Genomic DNA, 19,096 nt, shown 5'->3' on the forward strand with positions numbered 1-19,096 from the left:
ACAGGCGCCGCCCGATTCAATTCGGGGGCGCCTGTTTTTGGTTGGAACGTTGATTGTATTGGGGGAAACGTTGATTGTATCCGGCGAAACGTTGATTGTATTGGGCGAAACGTTGATTGTATCCGGCAAAACGTTGATTGTACCGCCGCCCGCCCGTCCGCTACGCCGCCCGCCGTTTCCTCCCGAGCACCGCCGACACCCGGTTTTCTTCGCCCGACCGCAGCCGCCGGAAGTTCTCCACATGCTTCCACACGGCCATCAGAAACAGTCCGGCCGAGATGAGATCCGGTCCGACGCCGGGTGCCAGGACGACCGCGGTGAAGACAAACGTCACGTATAACATCAAAACGCCGAACACGATGAAGTCGGTCACGATCGACACGACGATCAGCAGCGCAAGTCCAGCCAGCCCGATTTTCCAGTCGAATCCGAGCAGGACACCGATGACGGTCGCGGTCCCTTTGCCGCCGCTGAACTTCATATGAAACGGGAAGTTGTGGCCGAGCACGACGGCCGCCGCCATGATGAACACGAGCAGGGCGCCGGCCACCTCGCCGAGCCCCGTCTGCGCCGCGAGCCACTTTGCGAGCAGGACGCCCCCGACCCCTTTGCCGATATCGATCGCCGCGACGAGTGCGCCGTACTTTTTGCCGAGGACGATCGCCGCATTCGAAGCGCCCGCATTTTTCACGCCGGTTTCCTTGAGATTCACGCCGGATAGCCGGCCCGCGACGGTCGAGCCGTGCACGCAGCCGATCAGGTAGCCGGCAGCCGCCGCCAGGATGAGCCACAGACCCATCATTCTTCCTCCTCCCGGAACTTTAGCTGCACTGCATGATCATCTTCGTCCGGTCAAACCGTCCGGCTGCAAGATCTTCTTTTTTGATCGAGAAATAAAGCATCCCCATGTCGCCCCACATGACGTCAAGGTCGTCGTCGCTGTCCATCTGGAACAGGAGCACATAGTCATCCGCGGCTTTTTCGGCTTCGTCCCAGTCTTCCACGCCGTCACAGTAATGGGCGGTTTCCATGAACACCGGGTTTTGGACCGCAAACGGAAATCCGAGCATCTGGTGTTTCGGCTCGCCGTTTTCGAGCACGCCGAAAATCTCTTCTGCGTCGTCATCGTCGAAGTCCATCTCGATCAGGGCATCGGTGTCGACTGACTCCATCTGCCCAAACGATGCCGCGAATTCCGGCAGCATCGAATCTTCCGGAACTTCCACGCGCTCGAGCTTCGCCGGGTCGCCGTCGTAAAACAGCACCCGCCAGCCGCTGAGCTCTTCCTCCTCTCCGCTGCCCCACGGCTGCTCTTCCACATCGTAATAAAAAGACAGCACGCCGCTTTTCGGGAACGGGTGATCAATCCCCGCGATGCCGAGGTCCGTCAGGTTGATTTGCGCAAGCAGTGTCAGCGGCCGGCCGTTGTTCTGCGGAAGGTCGGCATTCGGCGGCAAGTCCGGGGCGCCTCCGAATTTGGATGCGCCCGGCGCAAGGGGTCCCGCGGCATCTTCTTTTTTGACGCAGACCGCTACGCCGACCAATTCGCGGATCGTCTTTTCATATCGGGAAAGGCCTTTTGCGGCGAGCTGTTCAATCAATGAACTCATTTCGTTTGCCTCCTAGAAAAACTCTTTCCTATTGTAACGGCCGGGCGGGCAAATGGTTTCAATCATTCTGAAAAAATACACTTGACTTCCGGAGGAGGACAGGGCTATACTGATTTCCAAGATGGAAAATTAAATGAATTCACTCTTATCAAGAGCGGCGGAGGGACTAGGCCCTGCGAAGCCCGGCAACCGGCAGGCCATGCCTGCAAAGGTGCTAATTCCTACAGTTCCGGAGACGGATCTGGCAGATAAGGGGAGGGATGCAGCTTGCCTGTATCGGCCCTCTTCCTTTATGCGAAGAGGGTTTTTCTGATTTCCCGAAAAACCTCCTCCCCGGTCACCGCACATCCATCGAGTTCCAGGCCTTTGGCGGCGAACCGCCCGGGCACCACATTCTCAGGAGGTTTTTAATCATGACGAACAATCAACCATTCAAGCCGGAAACGATCCTTGTCCACGGAGGCCAGCAGCCGGACCCTGCGACGGGCGCCATCGCCGTCCCGGTCTACCGCACGACGGCGTATGCATTCCGTGACACCGAGCACGCGCAGAACCTGTTTGCGCTGAAGGAGCCCGGCAATATTTATTCCCGCATCATGAACCCGACCGTCGACGCATTCGAAAAGCGCGTTGCGGAACTTGAGGGCGGCACGGCGGCAGTCGCGCTGTCGTCCGGCATGGCGGCGATTGCGTTCTCGATCCTGAACGTGGCCCAGGCGGGCGATGAGATCGTCGCGGCGGCGAATCTGTACGGCGGCACGTACAATCTGTTCGCGGTGACGCTCCCGCGCTACGGCATCGAAGTGAAGTTCGTCGATTCCACCGATCCGGAAAACTTCCGCGCGGCGATTACCGACAAGACGAAGGCGCTCTACGGCGAAATCATCGGCAACCCGAGCCTGAACGTGCTGGACGTGGAAGCGGTCGCGGACATCGCCCATGAAAACGGCGTGCCGCTCATCATCGACTCCACATTCGCTTCGCCGTACGGCTCCAATCCAATCGAATTCGGGGCGGACGTCGTCGTGCATTCCGCCACGAAATGGATCGGCGGCCACGGCACGGCGATCGGCGGCATCGCGGTCGACGCCGGCAAATTCGACTGGACGCAGGGCCGCTTCCCGGGCTACACCGAGCCGGACGAAACCTACCACGGCCTCCGCTACGGCATCGACACGCCGGACGCCGCATTCGCCACACGGCTCCGCGTGCAGTTGCTCCGCGACTTCGGCCCGTGCCTCAGCCCGGACAACGCGTTCATCTTCCTGCAGGGGCTCGAAACGCTTCACCTGAGAGTCCAGCGACACAACGAAAACGCGGAGAAGGTGGCGAAATGGCTGCAAGACCACCCGTCCGTCGAGTGGGTCCAGTACAACGGCCTTGAAGACCACCCGTCGTATGAGCTGTCGAAGAAATACCTGAAAAACGGAGCCGGATCCGTCGTTGTATTCGGCATCAAAGGCGGGCGGGAGGCAGGCCGCAGGCTGATCGACGGCGTGAAGCTGTTCTCCCACGTCGCGAACGTCGGCGACGCCCGCTCGCTCATCATCCACCCGGCGTCGACGACCCACCAACAGCTGTCGGCGGAGGACCTTGAGAAAACCGGCACGAGCGAAGAACTCGTCCGCCTCTCGATCGGCCTTGAAAACGTCGATGACATCATCGCCGACCTGAAACAGGCGATCGAAGCGGCCGCGCCGGTCAAGGCTTGAATTTAGGGGGCGGGTGAGGCGAGTGGCGCAAGTTGGGGCCCGAGTGGCGCAAGTTGAGGCCCGAGTGGCGCAAGTTTGCCCGCGAGTGGCGCAAGTTCGCTTCCGAGTGGCGCAAGCTGTGCCGCGGCTGCCCGCATATTCTGAAAAATCACCGCCCGGGGGTTTTATTTCCGGGCGGAACTTGTTAAGCTGAAGGGAATTGGAGGTGATCGCCATGGCGACAGTGAAAGCGGCCATCCTGGGGTTCGGGACGGTCGGCCAGGGCATTTATCATATTGTGAATGAACGGAAAGAACAGCTGGCGGCACGGACGGGCGCCCCGATCGAGATTGCGGCGATTCTCGTGCGCAACCTGGATAAACCCCGTCCCGACACGCCGGGCGTGCTCGTGACGGACCGGTTTGAGGACATCTTCGCCGTTCCGGGACTGGAGGTCGTCTTCGAGGCGATTGTCGGCGAGGAACCGGCCGGCACTTACCTGGAACAGGCGATTAAGGCCGGATGCCATGTCGTCACGGCGAATAAAGTCATGTACGCGAAAGCAGGGTCGTCACTCGAGGCGCTTGCCCGCGAGCTCGGCACGGGGGTCGGCTACGAAGCCACCGTCGCGGGCGGCGTTCCCGTGATCAAGACGATCGAGAACCTCAATCTGGCCAATGAAGTAACGGGCATCCAGGGCATCCTCAACGGCACGTCGAACTTCATTCTCACGAAGATGAGGAAGGAAGAGTGCACGTTTGCCGATGCGCTCAAGGAAGCCCAGGAGCTCGGCTACGCAGAGGCGGATCCGACAAATGATGTATCCGGCTTCGACGCGTTCTGCAAGCTCATGATCCTGAGCGGCCTCGCGTTCGGCGAGCAACCGGAGTGGGAACGGGTGCCGATGGACGGCATCGACAACCTCACGCTCGATGAAGTGGTCGACGCCGACCGTCAGGGGCTCCGCTACCGCCACATCGCGGACGTGCGCCGCGGCGAAGACGGGGAGATCCAAGCGTCCGTCGGTCCCGTCCTCATCGGTCCGGACCATCCGCTCTACGGGATTGACGGAGTCGACAACGCCGTGGCCATTGAAACGGCCTACGCCGGTACGCTCACCGCCATCGGACCGGGCGCCGGCATGTACCCGACCGCCACCGTTATGGTCGAGGATGCGGCTGTGTTGCTGCTCAAACACCCCTTTCGAAAACTCGTAACCGAATAAACGAAAAGCGGTGCTTCCTTTTTGACGGGAAGCACCGCTTTTTCTGTGAACGTTAAGCAAACCGGCCTGAACGTTAAGATGCGGTCCGCGGCAGCCGGGGGTGCGCGGGCCGCCTTGGGTTACCGCACACCCGGGATCCGCCGGCTGCCCGGAAGCCGCGCTCGCCAGGGGCACACCCGCTCACTGCGGAAACAAATCAGACGACAAATACCGCTCGCCTGTGTCCGGGGCCAGGCAGAGCACACGGGCTCCTTGAGGCAGCTTTTTCGCAACTTCCATCGCAAAGTAGGCGCTGGCGGCTGCGGAGGCGCCGACGAAGATGCCTTCTTTCGCCGCAAGCGCACGGGCCGTCCGGCGGGCGTCTTCATCGTCGATCAGCAAGATCTCATCGTAGATGTCCCGGTTCAAGATCGACGGGATGAATCCCGGGCCGGTGCCCGGGATTTTGTGCGGGCCGGGTTCTCCGCCGGACAGGACGGGGGAGCCTTTCGGTTCGACGACATAAATCTTGAGCGACGGGATCCGCTTTTTTAATTCCTCGCCGGTTCCGGTGACGGTCCCGCCGGTTCCCGCCGTCAGCACGAAGGCGTCGAGCCGCCCGTCGAAGGCATCCAGAATCTCGGGCGCCGTCGTGCCGCGGTGGGCGTCGGCGTTTGCCGGGTTATCAAACTGCATCGGAATGAAAGCCCCCTCAATCTCCCCGGCTGCCAGGCGCTTCGCTTCATCGATGGCGCCCTGCATGCGCTGTGCCGCAGGAGTGAGATGGACTTCCGCACCGTAGGCCTTCAAAATGCGGACCCGCTCCTCGGTCGCGTTGTCCGGCATCGTCATGATGCACCGGTAGCCTTTTGCCGCGCACACCATCGCGAGGCCGATGCCGGTATTCCCGGAAGTCGGCTCGATGACCGTGCTTTCCCCGGGCACAAGTTTCCCTTCCTTTTCCGCGCGTTCGATCATGTTGAGGGCGGCGCGGTCCTTCACGCTGCCGCCCGGATTGAACGATTCCAGCTTGATGAACACGTCTGCGCCGCCGGGATCCGGCAGCCGGTTGAGTTTGACGACCGGCGTGCTGCCGATCAAATCCAATATTGAAGAGGCAATTTTCATGGCACATCCTGCCTTTCCTGCATACGTTATTTTAATCCCTATTAAACCAGTATAAATTATATGCAAACGCTCGGCAATGTTCTTGATTTCCGGGAAAAAATTCTTGACACTTCAGAAATCCGGGGTATGATTAACCTTAAAACTTAGTATTCCAATAGGTTATATAAAATTAATTTCAAAGGAAGTGCAATCAACAGTGTTCCTTTCCATAGAAAACGTCGAAAAAAGCTTTGGGAAAGACGGGCGGCGGGAGCAGGTCCTCCGGGACATCAACCTGCAGATGGAGGAGGGGGAGTTCGTTTCCCTGCTCGGTCCGTCGGGCTGCGGAAAGTCCACACTGCTGTCCATCGTCGCGGGTCTCGCCCGCCCGGATTCCGGCCGGCTGCAGCTCGGCGGACAGACCATCGACAGACCCGGCAAAGAGCGGGGGATGGTGTTCCAGGAGGCGGCCCTGTTCCCGTGGCTGAACGTTGAAGAAAACGTCCGGTTCCCGCTCAAGGGGGCCATGTCCAAAGAACAGATGCAGGAAACCGCCCGGCGCCATCTCCGGCTCGTCCAGCTCAGCCAGTACGGGAACCACCATCCGCATGAGCTGTCCGGGGGCATGCAGCAGCGCGTATCGATTGCCCGGGCGCTGGCGATGGACCCGGCGGTGCTCCTCATGGATGAGCCGTTCGGTGCGCTTGATGAACAGACGCGGATGCGGCTCCAGGATGTGCTCGAGGAAATCTGGATCGAGACAAAGAAAACGATCCTATTTGTCACGCACAGCATCCAGGAAGCCGTCCGACTGTCCGACCGCGTTGTCGTGATGGGCACCCATCCGGGCCGGATCATCGAGGAAATCCCGGTCGCGCTCGGCAGGCCGCGCGCGCAGCACGGCAAGGAAATGGCCGAATACGAAGCGCATATCCTTCGGCTGCTCAAAACGGACAGAGACAATGTCGAGGAAGAGGAGCAGCGCCATGCGGTTGTTCATTAAGCGGCTCATCTTCTACGTTTCCCTGTTCGCGGTCTGGGAGCTCGCCATCCGCCTGTTCAACGTCTCGCCCGTCATCATGCCGGCCCCGACCGACGTGTTCCGGGCGCTCGGTGACATGATTTCCGACGGCACGCTCGCCCGGGACCTCGGCGCAAGCTTCATGCGTCTCGCGGCCGGACTCGTCATCGCACTCCTGATCGGACTGGGGCTCGGCATCCTGCTGGCCAAATCCAAGACTGCGGACGAGACGCTCGGCTCGCTCATCCTCGCGCTTCAGAGCATCCCGAGCATCGTCTGGCTCCCGCTTGCGATCATGTGGTTCGGCCTGAACGAGAAGTCGGTCATCTTCATCATCGTCCTCGGCGCCGCGATCGTCATGACGATCAATGTGCGGACCGGAATCCAGAACGTCTCGCCGATTTACATCAAAGCGGCCCGGACGATGGGCTCGTCTGGACCGGATCTGTTTTTCCGCGTGCTGCTGCCGGCTTCCGTGCCTTACTTTGTCACCGGCATCCGGCTCGCCTGGGCGTTCGGATGGCGTGCGCTCATGGCCGGCGAACTGCTCAGCACCGGGCCGGGGCTCGGCTACACATTGAAATACGCATCCGATTTCGGCCGCATGGACATGGTGCTCGCCATCATGATCGTCATCGGCATCATCGGCGTCACGGTCGACCTGCTTTTATTCCAGCAGTTTGAACGGAAAGTCCGCGTCAAGTGGGGCCTGGAAACGGCCTACTGAAAACAGCTTTTAAATAGGAGGAAAATAAAAATGAAAAAATGGTGGCTGGCAGCCGTGCTGCTCGGACTCTCGGCGGTGCTTGCCGCATGCGGCGGCAACGGAAACGCACAAGGCGGGGCAAAGGAAAAGATGGTCATCGGTTACTTCCCGAACATCGACCATGCCCCGGCGATGGTCGCAAGGGAAAACGGCTATTACGAGAAGGCGCTCGGCAAGGGAGTCGACGTGGAATACATCACCTTCCCGGACGGCGGCACATTCATGGCGGCACTGAAAGCCGGCGAAATCGACGCGGGGCTCGTCGGTCCGGGCCCGGTCCTGAACAACTTCTCGAACGGGGCGGACGTGAAAATCCTCGCCGGCGCCTCTTCGGGCGGGACCGTCGTCGTGGCAAGTGAAAAAAGCGGCGTGGATTCCGTCGAAGACATGGCGGGCAAGACATTCATCACGCCGGGCATCGGCTGCACGCATGACGTCCAGTTTGAAACGTATCTTCAGCAGCTCGGCAACGACAAACTGGCCTCCTCGAGGATCGGCGGCACGCTCAACCACGTGACCGGCAACCCGGCTTCCTACGCGGCCATGTTCGAATCCGGCAAAGTCGACCTCGCCGCCGTACCCGAGCCGTGGGGATCGATCCTCGTTGAAAACGGCGCCAAGGTGATCATCAGCTCCGACGACATCGCGTACGGCAACACACTCCCGAACACCGTCCTCGTCGCCGGCAGCAAACTGAGCGAAGATAAGCCCGAACTCGCGGCGAAACTCGTCGACGCCCATCAGCAAGCCGTCGACTTCATCAACGACAACCCGGACAAAGCGCGGAAAATCGCCATCCAGTCCATCAAGGACCTGACCCACCAGGAAATGGACCCGGCGATCGTCTCCAAAGCAATGGACCGGATCACCTACACCACCGACGTCAACGAAGCCGTCCTCAAAGAATTCGGCACCTCCTCCTACGACCTGGAATTCCTCAAGGAAAACCCGTCGTTCGACGGACTCGTAGCCCACGGGGAATAAACGAAAAAGCGGTGCTTCCTTTACAGGGTGCATCGCTTTCATGTTGCTTCGTACCATTTTATACACAAATTGAATATTATAGAGGTTAGTAGTCCAGTCTTCTTGAAGAAGCAAGCAGTGTTTTTTTGGCGACCTCTTTTGTAAAGTCATCCTTACTTGCTCCCCAATTATAATAGGAACTACTCAAAATCTTTTTAAAAGCATCCTCTTGCCAAAGTTTTGATTCGTTATCACTAAAATGATAGTCTTTCAATTGCCTCTTAATAATGTTTTTAAGGTTCTTTCTTTCTTTGGTATTAAATCCTGGGTAGAATGAAAAGTCGTTTAATACGTAAAAGTATTCTGAATCAAGAATAAGAGGTAAATCCCCTTTTTCATCAAATTCGTTTATATACTCAAAAATATTATTGGATAAGAACTTTTGAACAGTCAAGTAACTGCGGTAAATATCACTATTATCATCATTTAAAATGTAGTAAGCCACTGAACATAAAACAAAGTAGTTTTTGTTGTATTTCTTGATAATTTTTATTAAGAAAGAACTTGACAACTTCTTTTTTAATACTTTCAAAAAAGCAATCAAATCATACATTTGATCTATTTTATTGGAGTTGTTTTTTAAAGATCTATAAATGTGTTGGAATATTTTCTCGTCTAAATAATTATTGTTTTTTTCTTGTTTGTCCCAGTCAGAAACCTCACCAACCTTTTTAGTTACCTTTAAAAAGTTTTCAATGACTAAAGAGGTACTTTTGTGAGTTATAGAAATTGTGTAGAGATTCACGATATGTTCAAGGATATACGATGCATTGTATTTATTTGTAACGGAATTCAAAGAAATAAATGACTGCACTTTCTTTAAAAAGTAATTTACGATCCGTGTTCTTTCGTTAGGGTAGTCGATTAACAGGGTTTCTACATTTTCAAATAAACTCCTCCATATTGACTCATGCCATCTTGAGACAGATGAGTTATTCTCAACATAATTATTATAACGAATTAATTTTGAGTTAAATATGTCAAAGCAGTTGTTAAGAATATTTATAACTGGTTTGTGGATTCTAAAAGGTTTCTCTTGAATTTGTAATTTGTCTTGTTTTAGTCGCAAGTTATATACTTGAAGCTCATCTTCAATAACGCCTTTTATTAATAAAAGTACTTCTTTGTTATGAGAGAAAATAAAATAGTCATCTATAAACCTATAAATTGTATAATGTTTCTTTAATTTTAATCCTTTATTAGTTAGTGTATTCAAGATATTTATATCTAGACGTGTTAGTAATATTTCCGATGTTATCCTAGAAAACTCTGGGCCAACTATAATGCCGTTCGTTTCATTAAAATTTATTTTTTGATTAAGATTGTCTATTGCATTGCCAAATGCCTCTTTAACATTTTTTAGTTTTTTCGCTAAAGGTTTATCTCCAAAAATTGCCCATGCCAATGAATGAGTATAAATACTAGGGAAAAAGCTTTGAATATCTATCTTCATGAAGTTATTAAAATTATACTTATCCCTATTAAACTTAGGCGAATTAATTAAACCTTGTAGATTTCTATATTTATTATACGAGAAAAAAGAATAGAACAAGATTTCGTTCTCTTCGGTAGTAATAGTTTGTTCTTTGCTAAAGCTAAATTCCCCTTCCATTTTCTTGTTTAAATAGTCTTGTTTCTTTTTTGGATTATACAATGGTCTATTCTTTGCAATTGGTGAGCGAACGCTAAATGAGGATTGAGAACAAAAAGCAGTAATTAACTGTTCGTACTTTAAGGTGAAATAAAACATTTGAACTTGCGCTAAAGGATGAACTAGAGACATTTTTCTCTTTTCGAGTTCGTTTTTAGGTATATAGAAGTAATAGGGAATAGTTATTAATGAAATGAATGCTTTATTAAATTTGTTTTTATCGAAATTGGAATCAATCCTCCATATCTCTTCGATGTCTTTTTTTGAAAAATTTCTGTATACAGCTTTGTTGCTAAAGAGTAATGGCAATTCCTCAGGTAACGTCTCAGTCCTTAAAAAAAGATTTTCTCTCATTTAATCCTCCGGGTTGATATTTTACTAATTTCATAATATATTGTAAGTATGTGAACGCTATTTTGCTAGCGCAAAATGAACCGGAGCGTTCACTCACACTAATACGCTACATATTCTTTTAGTTATACGTGATTCACGGATGATCTCTAAAAGAATACACACACGATGGAAACTTTAAAGTCTCCAAAGAGGCTTTTTAAGCTCTTATACCTAGCAGCTCCATCGCTAGGTACGTGTTAGTGTGTATAAGGGGTGGAATTGTGAATACTAAGATAAAAGATTCTCTAAAGAAAAACCATAATGGTAGGATGTATTATGTTCCTACAGAAGAACAGGCTAAGCGATATAACTATGTAAAAAGAGAACTGAGTAATAAGTTTAACTTAAGTATGGCAAATCGGGATGAAATTGTTAAAAGTATAATTAGCATTATCACTCACGGCGATCGTCTAAAATATAAAATCCCTGAAATTGATTTAGTGGTTTATAGGACTGACATAGAAAACTTCTTCCCATCTATAAATAAACATCAACTTTACAGAAAGTTAATGAATGCCAATGTACTATCGGTTAATTCGATAGATATCATTAAGGAAATCATCTTTTCTAAGGAAATAAAAGGAATACCGTTAGGCCTTCAGTTTTCTAATCATTTAGCCGAGCTTTATTTAGAAGATGTTGATCGTGAAATAAAGCATAGCCTTCAACCCTTAATGTATTATAGATATGTTGACGATATATTCCTCCTCTTTTACGATTTAGCAAAGAGTGAAGGAGAGCGCATAAAAGAAAAAGATCGGTTAATTGCGGAGTTGGATAGAATATTAAAAATCAGGGGTTTAAAGAGGAATCAAGGAAAAACTACGGTTTCTTATTTTAATAATTCAACGACAAATAAGAAAGAACTTTCATTCGAATTTCTAGGTTATACATTTAAAAGTGATAATCAAAATTTGAAAATAGGAATAGCCGATGAGAAAGTAAAGAAAATAATAAAAGGCATAAAAGTACTGTTTAACAAATATAATTATGGGGCCAAGTCGAAATCGGACTTTTGGAAACTATATTACAAGTTGAAGAATATAATTTTTGGAGTCACTTCTTATGATAAAAAAGGACAGCGGTTCAAATATGGCTTAGGATATAATTATAGATATATAAACAGTGAACAAGGAATTAAAGAAATTTTAGAAACTATAAAGCCCTTAATATTTTCTTGTAGACTGAGTTCATTTCAAAGATCGACGTTACTTAACTTAATTAACTATAATAGCGTTTTAGATATTCCGAAAAAACGTTATAATTACTTGAAATTATCATTAAGACAAAAAAAATTGCTTCAAAAAAGGCTTGGAATAAAAAAAATTTCTTACAATGATAGTTTCGCAAAGCAATTTTTTTATTATCTTTATAGATAAAGAAGTACATTTTGGATAATAAAAGCGATGTCCCCTAATGTTGAGGACATCGCTTTTATCTTTAGTAAGACCAGGTATTATGGTTTGAAAGATTATAGTCTATCCATCAGTTCTCAATCAGCCGCTTGAAGTCGATCCGCTTGTTCAGGGCACTGATCAGCGGAATGCCGATCAGCATAACGGCGAATTCGCTGAGTGCCAGGGTGCCCCACGTAATCCAGAGCACGGAAAGAGGAGCTTTCATGATTATGACGAGCTCCACTGCGATGATGATCATCGTGAAAGTGAAAACTATTGTGTTCGCCAGCATGCCTTGTGTCTTCCCCTTGATAAATCGACAGATCCAAATCGTGATGGAAAGCGAGATGAGGGAATGGAAGGTACCGAATAGAAGGTCCAGCTTGTCCGGCGCGAACATGTTGGTGATGAAGACGCCGAGGACAATTCCCCACAGATACTTTTTATTGAAGACAACCAGGTGGTTGAACATTTCAGAGATCCTGAATTGGATGCTTCCATATCCAAAGGGCAGGATAAGCAGGGAAACGGCCAGATACAGTGCGGCAATGACGGCGTTGATCGCCATCGTTTTGATTTTCATGGATGGATCTCTCCCTAGTTTTGATTTCGCGGGATGGTTACGAACCGCGCGGGCAAAAAGCCCGAAATTTAATATTATTACAGGTTAGGCCCCGGGTCAACCGGGTAGGATATGGAAGAAATCGTCTTTCTTTGTGTGAATGTTCAACATTTCTCAACAACTTTTCACTCATACGGCTTGTCCGGTCCGTGCCGTTCGCCTACGATGGGAGGAGGCACGGAAATCAGTTGAAAGGGAGATGTTGATTTGCTTCCAGTTGAAAGGCAGCAACAAATTTTAACATGGCTCGAAGAGGAAGGGACGCTGAAGGTGTCCGAGGCGAGCCGGCGGCTGGGCGTCTCGGAGATGACCGTCTACCGTGATGTCCAGCCGCTCGCCGAAGAAGGTAAACTCACCCGGACCTCAAAAGGGCTGGCCAAGGCGCCGCAGCCCGCCCTCCGGTCCGACCATTGCGTCTATTGCGGAAAAGGGACGAACACCCGATTTTCCGTTCAGCTTATTCGGACGGATCACGGTGTGGAGCAGGCGTGCTGCGCACACTGCGGACTGCTGCGGTACGCCGATGACGCCGACCGGATCGCCCAGATCATCTGCCGCGACTATCTCACCGACATGACGATCGGCGGCCGGTCCGCCACGTTTCTCATCGGTGCCGATGTCCGGCTGAACTGCTGCGAGCCGCAAGTCCTCGTGTTTCATTCGCGAAAAGAGGCGGAGCGCTTCCGATCCGGGTTCGGCGGAACGGCGCATGGGCTGGACGACGCCATCCGGGCAATCCGGGAACGCATGGACGGCACCGGATGCCATGGATAACCCCTCGGCGTTTTGCACAAATTAAACTTATCAACCGATCGGAGGCAGAATGATTTATGAAAAAATGGATTTTGGCAATCATCCTCGTTTTTGCGGCACCGGCCGCCGCCATGGCCCACTCCAACCTGGAGACATCGGATCCCGAAGACGGATCGACGGCGGACGAACCGGTCAAGGTCGTGACGCTGACGTTCAGCGGAGGCATTGAAGGCGAAAGCAAGATGACGCTGAGCGGCCCGGACGGCGAGGTGGAGCTCAAGGACATCCAAGTGAACGAAAACGTGATGACTGCAACGCCTGCAGAGCCCCTGACCGACGGGGATTGGACGGTCAAGTACAATGTCATCAGCGAAGACGGCCACCCGATCGAAGGAGAAGTGAAATTCACGGCCTCCAACCAAGGCGGCAAGACCGCGGATGAGGAAGCCGACGAAACCCAGACGGTGGAGCCTGACAACGCGGAAGACCCGCTGGACAACGATGCCGGAGACAAAGCGGTGGACCAGGCGGAAAAGGAAGGCAACACCGATTCACTTCAGGGAGACAATGACAAGAAAGCCGAATCCGGAGGAAACACCGCCCTGACCATCGGCCTCATCGCTGCCGCCATCGTCTTGATCGCACTGATCGCCATGGCATTCCGCCGGAAGAAATGACCGCCTACACGGCACTGTCCGACTTTCTGCTTTACGCGGTGATGGCCTTCATCGCCGGGAGTGTGGCCCTTCGGTTCGCTCCCGCCGGCAAAGGGCGCGAGGCGGCGCTTCCGCCTGTTGCCTCGTCGCTGCTTTGCGTGGCCATCCCGATACTTGCGGCAGCGCCCGTTGTCCAGCTGACCTTCCTCCTTGCGGGAGAAGGACGGCGGATGCGGGCTTTTGCCGATATTTCCACCGGCTTCCGGGCCGGTCACAGCTTTCTGCTCGTTTCGGCGGGCGCGGTGCTGCTCCTGCTCACCATCCGTTTCGGCGCCAGTCGCTGGATCCAGGCTGTCCTGGCCGCCGCTTCATTCACCGCGATCGCCTACGGCAGCCATTCGGCGACGATCGAAGAAGTGACCGGATTCATCGGTCACGCCGTCCACCTGACCCTTCTGTCGGCCTGGGCGGGAATCGTGCTGCTCGTCGCCTGGAAGCCGGCGGCCGTCCCGGACTGGCGGGGCTTCCTGAAATGGTTCACGCCGCTCGCCGCCTCGTTCATGGCCGTCATCATCGGCACCGGGATCTTCCTCATGCTGCTCGCCATGAAAGCGGGCGACTATGCGGCTTCCTGGATCCTGCCGTACGGCCAGATGCTGCTCCTCAAGCATCTCGGCATCATCCCGCTGCTCGCTGCGGCGGCGATCAACGGTTTCCTGGCAGATAAAACCCGTCCGGCCTCCGCATGGCTCAAAGTGGAAAGCCTCCTGCTCGGCCTCGTGCTGCTGTTCACTTCCTTCATGAGCAAGCTGGCGCCGCCCCATGACTTGGACAAAACGTTCAAAACGGAAGGCCAGGCGCCGTTCACCGAGTGGATGACCGGTGCCGTGGAAGCCCCGGTCCGGGCGCAGTTCAGGCCGGAAGCGGACGGCATCGCCGCGCTCGTTGTCGCCCTTCTTTGCCTCGCTCTCATCCCGCTTGCCGAGCGGCGGCAGCTTCCCGGCTGGACCGGCGCGGCAGCGGGCATCGGCTTCATCGCGGCCGCCTATCTTGGTCTGATGCTCCTCGTTTCTTTTTGATGTTTCAAACGGCCAAGTCAGGGTAACTTACAAATAGGTTTGATTTTGACATGGCCCCGGGAACCCGGGGCTTTATTGTGCATTTTTCGGTGCAGCTGAATCTTAATTCTGAATGAAAGAAAGAGGAGGAAGGCGCATGAAAATGAACGTGACCCAGAAACTGATCAAGTCGCATCTGCTGTCGGGGGAGATGGTGCCCGGAGAGGAGATCGGCCTGAAGATCGACCAGACGCTCACGCAGGATGCGACCGGCACGATGGTCATGCTGGAGCTGGAAGCGATGGGGATCGACCGGGCGCAGACGGAAGCCTCGGCCCAGTACGTCGATCACAACGTCATCCAGGTCGACAACAAAAACGCGGATGATCATCTGTTCCTGCAAAGTGCCACGCGGAGGTTCGGGCTTTATTACAGCCGGCCGGGCAACGGCGTCAGCCACCCGGTCCACATGCAGCGGCTCGCGGTTCCGGGCAAGACGCTGCTCGGATCGGACAGCCATACGTGTGCCAACGGTTCCATGGGCATGCTGGCGATGGGCGCAGGCGGCATTGATGTCGCGATGGCGATCGCCGGGGAACCGATCTACATTAAAATGCCGCAAGTATGGGGTGTTTACTTGACTGGCGAGCTGCCGGACTGGGTGAGCGCGAAGGACGTCATCCTGGAAATGCTCCGACGTCATGACGTGAAGGGCGGCGTCGGGAAGATCATCGAGTATTACGGGCCGGGCCTGCAAAACCTGACCGCGATGGACCGCCATGTCATCGCCAATATGGGCGCAGAGCTCGGGGCGACGACGACCGTCTTCCCGTCCGACGAAGAAATCCGGCATTTCCTGAAAACCCAGGGCCGCGAGGCAGACTGGGTCGAGCTCGTGGCGGACGAAGGCGCCGAATACGATCTCCATGATGAAATCAATCTGTCCGAGCTGGAGCCGCTCATCGCCAGGCCGTCGAGCCCGGGCAATGTCGTCCCGGTGAGCGAAGTGGCGGGCGAACCGATTTATCAGTCGTACATCGGCTCTTCGGCGAACCCGGGCTACCGCGATTTTGCCGTCGCCTCCAAGATCGTCGAGGGCCGGCGGGTTCCGGATCATGTGTCGTTCGACATCAACCCGACTTCCCGTCAGCTGCTCACGGACCTTGTGAAGGAAGGCCATATCGCGAATCTCCTGTCGGCCGGCGCGCGTCTCCATCAGGCCGGCTGCAACGGGTGCATCGGCATGGGGCAGGCGCCGGCGACCGGCCGGAACAGCCTCCGTACGACGCCGCGGAACTTCCCGGGACGCTCCGGCACGCTCGAGGACAGTGTGTTCCTCTGCAGTCCGGAAACGGCCGCAGCCTCCGCGCTCGCCGGGGAAATCACCGATCCGCGGACGCTCGACATGGAGTATCCGCGTGTCCAAGACCCTGAAGAGCCGACCGTCGACGTGCAGCTGCTCGACCATCCGCTGCCTTACGAGGAGGCGAAGGAAGTCGAGCTGTACAAAGGGCCGAACATCGCCTCGATCCCGGACATGGATCCGCTCCACGACAAGATGGAAGTGCCGATCCTTCTTAAAATGAAAGACAACATCTCGACGGACGAAATCCTGGCCGGCGGCGCGCGTGTGCTGCCGTACCGGAGCAACCTGCCGGAGATCAGCAAATTCGCATTCGAAATCATCGATCCGACTTATTATGAACGGGCGATGAAGCAGCGGAGCGCCGGCGGCCACGCCATCGTGGCGGGCTACAACTACGGCCAGGGGTCCAGCCGGGAACACGCCGCACTGGCTCCGCGCTATCTCGGGCTGCGTGTTGCCCTGGCGAAGGACTTTGCAAGGATCCACTGGCAGAACCTCGCGAACTTCGGCATCCTGCCGCTCACGTTCTCCAATCCGGACGACTACGACAGCCTCGGGCAGGGAGACATCCTCGTGCTCGACAACCTGAAAAATAAAATCCGGGAGTCCCATGAATTCATGATCTCCGTGAAAAACAGCAACCGCCGGATCCCGGTCCAGCACGCCCTTTCGCCGCGCCAGATCGACATGATGCTCGAAGGCGGGCTGATCAACTGGGTGAAGAAAAACAGCGAGCACGCCGGAGATGAAGTGGCGGGCAAACGTGAAGTCTGCACCGCCTGCCACGGAACCGGCATGCAGGCCGACGAGGAAGGCTGGCAATACGCCTGCACGGTGTGCGACGGCAAAGGCTACATCGTCGCCGGCGACAAAGAACCGCGCATCGCCGACGTCGACCGCAACAAACGCATCCTGGACTGACGCAAACAGCCGCCCGTCCCCGAAAAATGGGGACGGGCGGTTGTTTTGTTGAGGCGGTCCGGAACGGCCGCCGCAGTCAGGAGACCCGTCCGGCAGCGGGGCGCATGGCCCGTCTTATCTGCGGGTTCCGATTTCGATCCGTTTCTTTTCCGCTTTGAGCGCCTTCATGAGCGAGACGACCATTAGGATGAGCACGAATGAGAACGGGAGCGCGGCGATGATGATCGTGTTCTGGATCGCCTGGAGTCCGCCGACGTACAGGAGCAGGATGGCGATCGCGGACTGGGCGACGCCCCACATGAGTTTGACGTTGTTGGCCGGGGTGAGCGAGCCGTGCATCGACTGCATGCCGAGGACGAATGTCGCGGAGTCCGCCGAGGTGATGAAGAACGACGCGATGAGCAAAATGGCGACGATCGACAGGAGGAGCGGGAACGGAAGCTGGTCGAACATGTTGAAGAGGACGAGTTCCGTGGCCAGGCTGCTCAGGTCGGTGCCGGCGTCCTGGATGCTCGCGGCCGTCGTGCCGAACGCGGCGAACCAGAAGGAGCCGAATAAGGTCGGGACGACGATGACGCCGAGCAGGAATTCACGGATGGTCCGTCCGCGGGAGACGCGGGCGATGAACATGCCGACGAATGGTGCCCAGGAGATCCACCAGGCCCAGTAGAAGATCGTCCAGCCGTCGACGAATCCGCGGTTGTCGCTTCCGAGCGGCGCCGTGCGGAAGCTCATCTGCAGCAGGTTCTGCAAGTACATGCCGAGTGTTTCGGTGTACAGGTTCAGGATGAGCAGCGTCGGCCCGACGAGGAGGACCGCGATGAGCAGGATGACGGCGAGCACCATGTTCGTGTTCGACAGGTACTTGATGCCTTTGCTCAGACCCGACCAGGCGGATATGATGAACAGGACGGTGACGACGGCGATGATGATGAACTGGGAAGTGAATCCGATGTCCATGCCGAACAGGTGGTTCAGGCCGCCGTTAATCTGGACAGCACCGAAACCGAGGGACGTGGCGACGCCGAATGCGGTGGCAAAGACGGCGAGCACATCGATGAGGACGCCGAGCGGGCCATTCATGCGGTTGCCGAAGATCGGCTTCAGTGTTGCCGAGATTAACCCGGGTTCCCCTTTGCGGAACTGGAAAAAGGCGAGCGCGAGGGCGGTGAGTCCGTACATCGCCCAGACCGGCGCACCCCAGTGCATGTAGGAATAAGTGAGGCCTTCCTTGAGTGCGAATCCGCTGCCGGGTTCCGCGGACGGCGGGTCGATGGCGTAGTGGGAAAGCGGTTCGGACGCGCCGTAGAAAACGAGCCCGATGCCCATGCCGGCCGAAAACAGCATCGCGATCCAGGTGGCGGTGGAGAAGTCCGGCCGGTCCGTGTCTTTGCCGAGCCGGATTTTCCCATACGGGCTGACGGCGATGAACAGGGCGAGAACGAGGAAGATGGCGAACAGCAATAGGTAATACCAGCCGAACGTGGTGGAGACGAACGCCTTCAGATTGTTCGTGACCGATTCAAAGCTGGCCGGCGAAATGACGCCGAATGCGACGGTGAGCGCGATCAGCGCCACCGTGATGTAAAAAACGTTTGAGACTTTTTTCATGATTCCCCCTAAGCGAAGAGATGTCTTCTTGTTTACAGTGTTCCACCTTAACAAAGAAAGTAATCGGTTGCAAATGAGATGAAGTAACTAAATTTGCGGGGGAGCGGGGATGTACGGGGGTGAATGTCGGGATCGGGCGGTAGATGTCGGGATCGGAGGCGGCCGGGGGCGAATGTCGGGATAGGGACGGCGAATGTCGGAATCAGGCGGATGAATGTCGGGATAGCGGTGATGAATGTCGGGATA

The 19,096-nt window shown here is 54.4% G+C and carries 16 protein-coding genes and 1 riboswitch; of the genes, 10 read left to right on the forward strand and 6 right to left on the reverse strand.

Annotated features, from left to right (window positions below; genetic code table 11):
* Positions 1-160 precede the first annotated feature (160 nt).
* Positions 161-802: a glycerol-3-phosphate acyltransferase gene (locus ACFFIY_RS02195; protein ID WP_354196740.1), complete on the reverse strand. Its 642-nt coding sequence runs from the start codon at positions 800-802 to the stop codon at positions 161-163.
* Positions 803-821: 19 nt separating this feature from the next.
* Positions 822-1,610, reverse strand: a complete 789-nt coding sequence (locus ACFFIY_RS02200) for a YwqG family protein (protein ID WP_354196742.1) — start codon at positions 1,608-1,610, stop codon at positions 822-824.
* Between the two features lie 142 nt (positions 1,611-1,752).
* Positions 1,753-1,865: riboswitch (SAM riboswitch) on the forward strand.
* A gap of 158 nt (positions 1,866-2,023) precedes the next feature.
* On the opposite strand from ACFFIY_RS02200, the gene ACFFIY_RS02205 reads away from it, so the two are divergent.
* Entirely contained in the window at positions 2,024-3,322 is a 1,299-nt protein-coding gene (locus ACFFIY_RS02205) for an O-acetylhomoserine aminocarboxypropyltransferase/cysteine synthase family protein (protein ID WP_354196744.1), read from the forward strand.
* Between the two features lie 214 nt (positions 3,323-3,536).
* Positions 3,537-4,526 carry a homoserine dehydrogenase gene (locus ACFFIY_RS02210; protein ID WP_354196746.1) on the forward strand — a complete coding sequence of 330 codons (990 nt, stop codon included), beginning with the start codon at positions 3,537-3,539 and terminating at the stop codon, positions 4,524-4,526.
* 180 nt (positions 4,527-4,706) lie between these two features.
* On the opposite strand, the gene cysK is transcribed toward ACFFIY_RS02210, so the two are convergent.
* Entirely contained in the window at positions 4,707-5,633 is a 927-nt protein-coding gene (gene cysK / locus ACFFIY_RS02215) for a cysteine synthase A (protein WP_354196748.1), read from the reverse strand.
* Positions 5,634-5,829: 196 nt separating this feature from the next.
* On the opposite strand from cysK, the gene ACFFIY_RS02220 reads away from it, so the two are divergent.
* From ACFFIY_RS02220 to ACFFIY_RS02230, 3 genes are read left to right on the forward strand one after another with little or no spacing between them, the layout of a single operon-like run.
* On the forward strand, positions 5,830-6,615 hold the full coding sequence (locus tag ACFFIY_RS02220) for an ABC transporter ATP-binding protein (RefSeq protein WP_354196750.1): 786 nt from the start codon (positions 5,830-5,832) through the stop codon (positions 6,613-6,615).
* Positions 6,599-7,360 carry an ABC transporter permease gene (locus tag ACFFIY_RS02225; RefSeq protein WP_354196752.1) on the forward strand — a complete coding sequence of 254 codons (762 nt, stop codon included), beginning with the start codon at positions 6,599-6,601 and terminating at the stop codon, positions 7,358-7,360. Before ACFFIY_RS02220 ends, ACFFIY_RS02225 begins: the two co-directional genes overlap by 17 nt.
* A 30-nt stretch (positions 7,361-7,390) precedes the next feature.
* Positions 7,391-8,383: an ABC transporter substrate-binding protein gene (locus tag ACFFIY_RS02230; RefSeq protein WP_354196754.1), complete on the forward strand. Its 993-nt coding sequence runs from the start codon at positions 7,391-7,393 to the stop codon at positions 8,381-8,383.
* 85 nt (positions 8,384-8,468) lie between these two features.
* Here the strand turns inward: ACFFIY_RS02230 and ACFFIY_RS02235 are convergent, their stop codons facing one another.
* Positions 8,469-10,427, reverse strand: coding sequence for an RNA-directed DNA polymerase (locus tag ACFFIY_RS02235; RefSeq protein WP_354196756.1), 1,959 nt, complete (start codon positions 10,425-10,427; stop codon positions 8,469-8,471).
* A 260-nt stretch (positions 10,428-10,687) separates the two neighbouring features.
* Here ACFFIY_RS02235 and ACFFIY_RS02240 point away from each other — a divergent pair, with 260 nt between their 5' ends.
* Positions 10,688-11,845, forward strand: a complete 1,158-nt coding sequence (locus ACFFIY_RS02240) for an RNA-directed DNA polymerase (protein ID WP_354196758.1) — start codon at positions 10,688-10,690, stop codon at positions 11,843-11,845.
* A gap of 106 nt (positions 11,846-11,951) precedes the next feature.
* On the opposite strand, the gene ACFFIY_RS02245 is transcribed toward ACFFIY_RS02240, so the two are convergent.
* Entirely contained in the window at positions 11,952-12,446 is a 495-nt protein-coding gene (locus ACFFIY_RS02245) for a QueT transporter family protein (protein ID WP_354196760.1), read from the reverse strand.
* A gap of 246 nt (positions 12,447-12,692) precedes the next feature.
* Here ACFFIY_RS02245 and ACFFIY_RS02250 point away from each other — a divergent pair, with 246 nt between their 5' ends.
* From ACFFIY_RS02250 to ACFFIY_RS02265, 4 genes are all read left to right on the forward strand, one after another.
* Positions 12,693-13,259 carry a DeoR family transcriptional regulator gene (locus ACFFIY_RS02250; RefSeq protein ID WP_354196762.1) on the forward strand — a complete coding sequence of 189 codons (567 nt, stop codon included), beginning with the start codon at positions 12,693-12,695 and terminating at the stop codon, positions 13,257-13,259.
* Positions 13,260-13,315: 56 nt separating this feature from the next.
* On the forward strand, positions 13,316-13,915 hold the full coding sequence (locus tag ACFFIY_RS02255) for a copper resistance CopC family protein (RefSeq protein ID WP_354196764.1): 600 nt from the start codon (positions 13,316-13,318) through the stop codon (positions 13,913-13,915).
* Positions 13,912-14,973 (forward strand): CopD family protein, encoded by a 1,062-nt coding sequence (locus tag ACFFIY_RS02260; RefSeq protein ID WP_354196766.1) that lies wholly within the window; start codon positions 13,912-13,914, stop codon positions 14,971-14,973. Before ACFFIY_RS02255 ends, ACFFIY_RS02260 begins: the two co-directional genes overlap by 4 nt.
* 136 nt (positions 14,974-15,109) lie before the next feature.
* On the forward strand, positions 15,110-17,239 hold the full coding sequence (locus ACFFIY_RS02265) for an aconitate hydratase (protein WP_354196768.1): 2,130 nt from the start codon (positions 15,110-15,112) through the stop codon (positions 17,237-17,239).
* Between the two features lie 114 nt (positions 17,240-17,353).
* Here the strand turns inward: ACFFIY_RS02265 and ACFFIY_RS02270 are convergent, their stop codons facing one another.
* Complete coding sequence (locus tag ACFFIY_RS02270) at positions 17,354-18,850, reverse strand: BCCT family transporter (RefSeq protein WP_354196770.1); 1,497 nt, start codon at positions 18,848-18,850, stop codon at positions 17,354-17,356.
* Between the last annotated feature and the right edge of the window lie 246 nt (positions 18,851-19,096).

This window comes from Bhargavaea ullalensis, assembly GCF_042432615.1.
In the GTDB taxonomy this organism is placed as follows: domain Bacteria; phylum Bacillota; class Bacilli; order Bacillales_A; family Planococcaceae; genus Bhargavaea; species Bhargavaea ullalensis.

What these genes read in the sequence shown, in the direction of transcription:
- ACFFIY_RS02195 (WP_354196740.1), bottom strand. Translation starts at nt 802, where the DNA reads ATGATGGGTCTGTGGCTCATCCTGGCGGCGGCTGCCGGCTACCTGATC.
- ACFFIY_RS02200 (WP_354196742.1), bottom strand. Translation starts at nt 1,610, where the DNA reads ATGAGTTCATTGATTGAACAGCTCGCCGCAAAAGGCCTTTCCCGATAT.
- ACFFIY_RS02205 (WP_354196744.1), top strand. Translation starts at nt 2,024, where the DNA reads ATGACGAACAATCAACCATTCAAGCCGGAAACGATCCTTGTCCACGGA.
- ACFFIY_RS02210 (WP_354196746.1), top strand. Translation starts at nt 3,537, where the DNA reads ATGGCGACAGTGAAAGCGGCCATCCTGGGGTTCGGGACGGTCGGCCAG.
- cysK (WP_354196748.1), bottom strand. Translation starts at nt 5,633, where the DNA reads ATGAAAATTGCCTCTTCAATATTGGATTTGATCGGCAGCACGCCGGTC.
- ACFFIY_RS02225 (WP_354196752.1), top strand. Translation starts at nt 6,599, where the DNA reads ATGCGGTTGTTCATTAAGCGGCTCATCTTCTACGTTTCCCTGTTCGCG.
- ACFFIY_RS02230 (WP_354196754.1), top strand. Translation starts at nt 7,391, where the DNA reads ATGAAAAAATGGTGGCTGGCAGCCGTGCTGCTCGGACTCTCGGCGGTG.
- ACFFIY_RS02235 (WP_354196756.1), bottom strand. Translation starts at nt 10,427, where the DNA reads ATGAGAGAAAATCTTTTTTTAAGGACTGAGACGTTACCTGAGGAATTG.
- ACFFIY_RS02245 (WP_354196760.1), bottom strand. Translation starts at nt 12,446, where the DNA reads ATGAAAATCAAAACGATGGCGATCAACGCCGTCATTGCCGCACTGTAT.
- ACFFIY_RS02255 (WP_354196764.1), top strand. Translation starts at nt 13,316, where the DNA reads ATGAAAAAATGGATTTTGGCAATCATCCTCGTTTTTGCGGCACCGGCC.
- ACFFIY_RS02260 (WP_354196766.1), top strand. Translation starts at nt 13,912, where the DNA reads ATGACCGCCTACACGGCACTGTCCGACTTTCTGCTTTACGCGGTGATG.
- ACFFIY_RS02265 (WP_354196768.1), top strand. Translation starts at nt 15,110, where the DNA reads ATGAAAATGAACGTGACCCAGAAACTGATCAAGTCGCATCTGCTGTCG.
- ACFFIY_RS02270 (WP_354196770.1), bottom strand. Translation starts at nt 18,850, where the DNA reads ATGAAAAAAGTCTCAAACGTTTTTTACATCACGGTGGCGCTGATCGCG.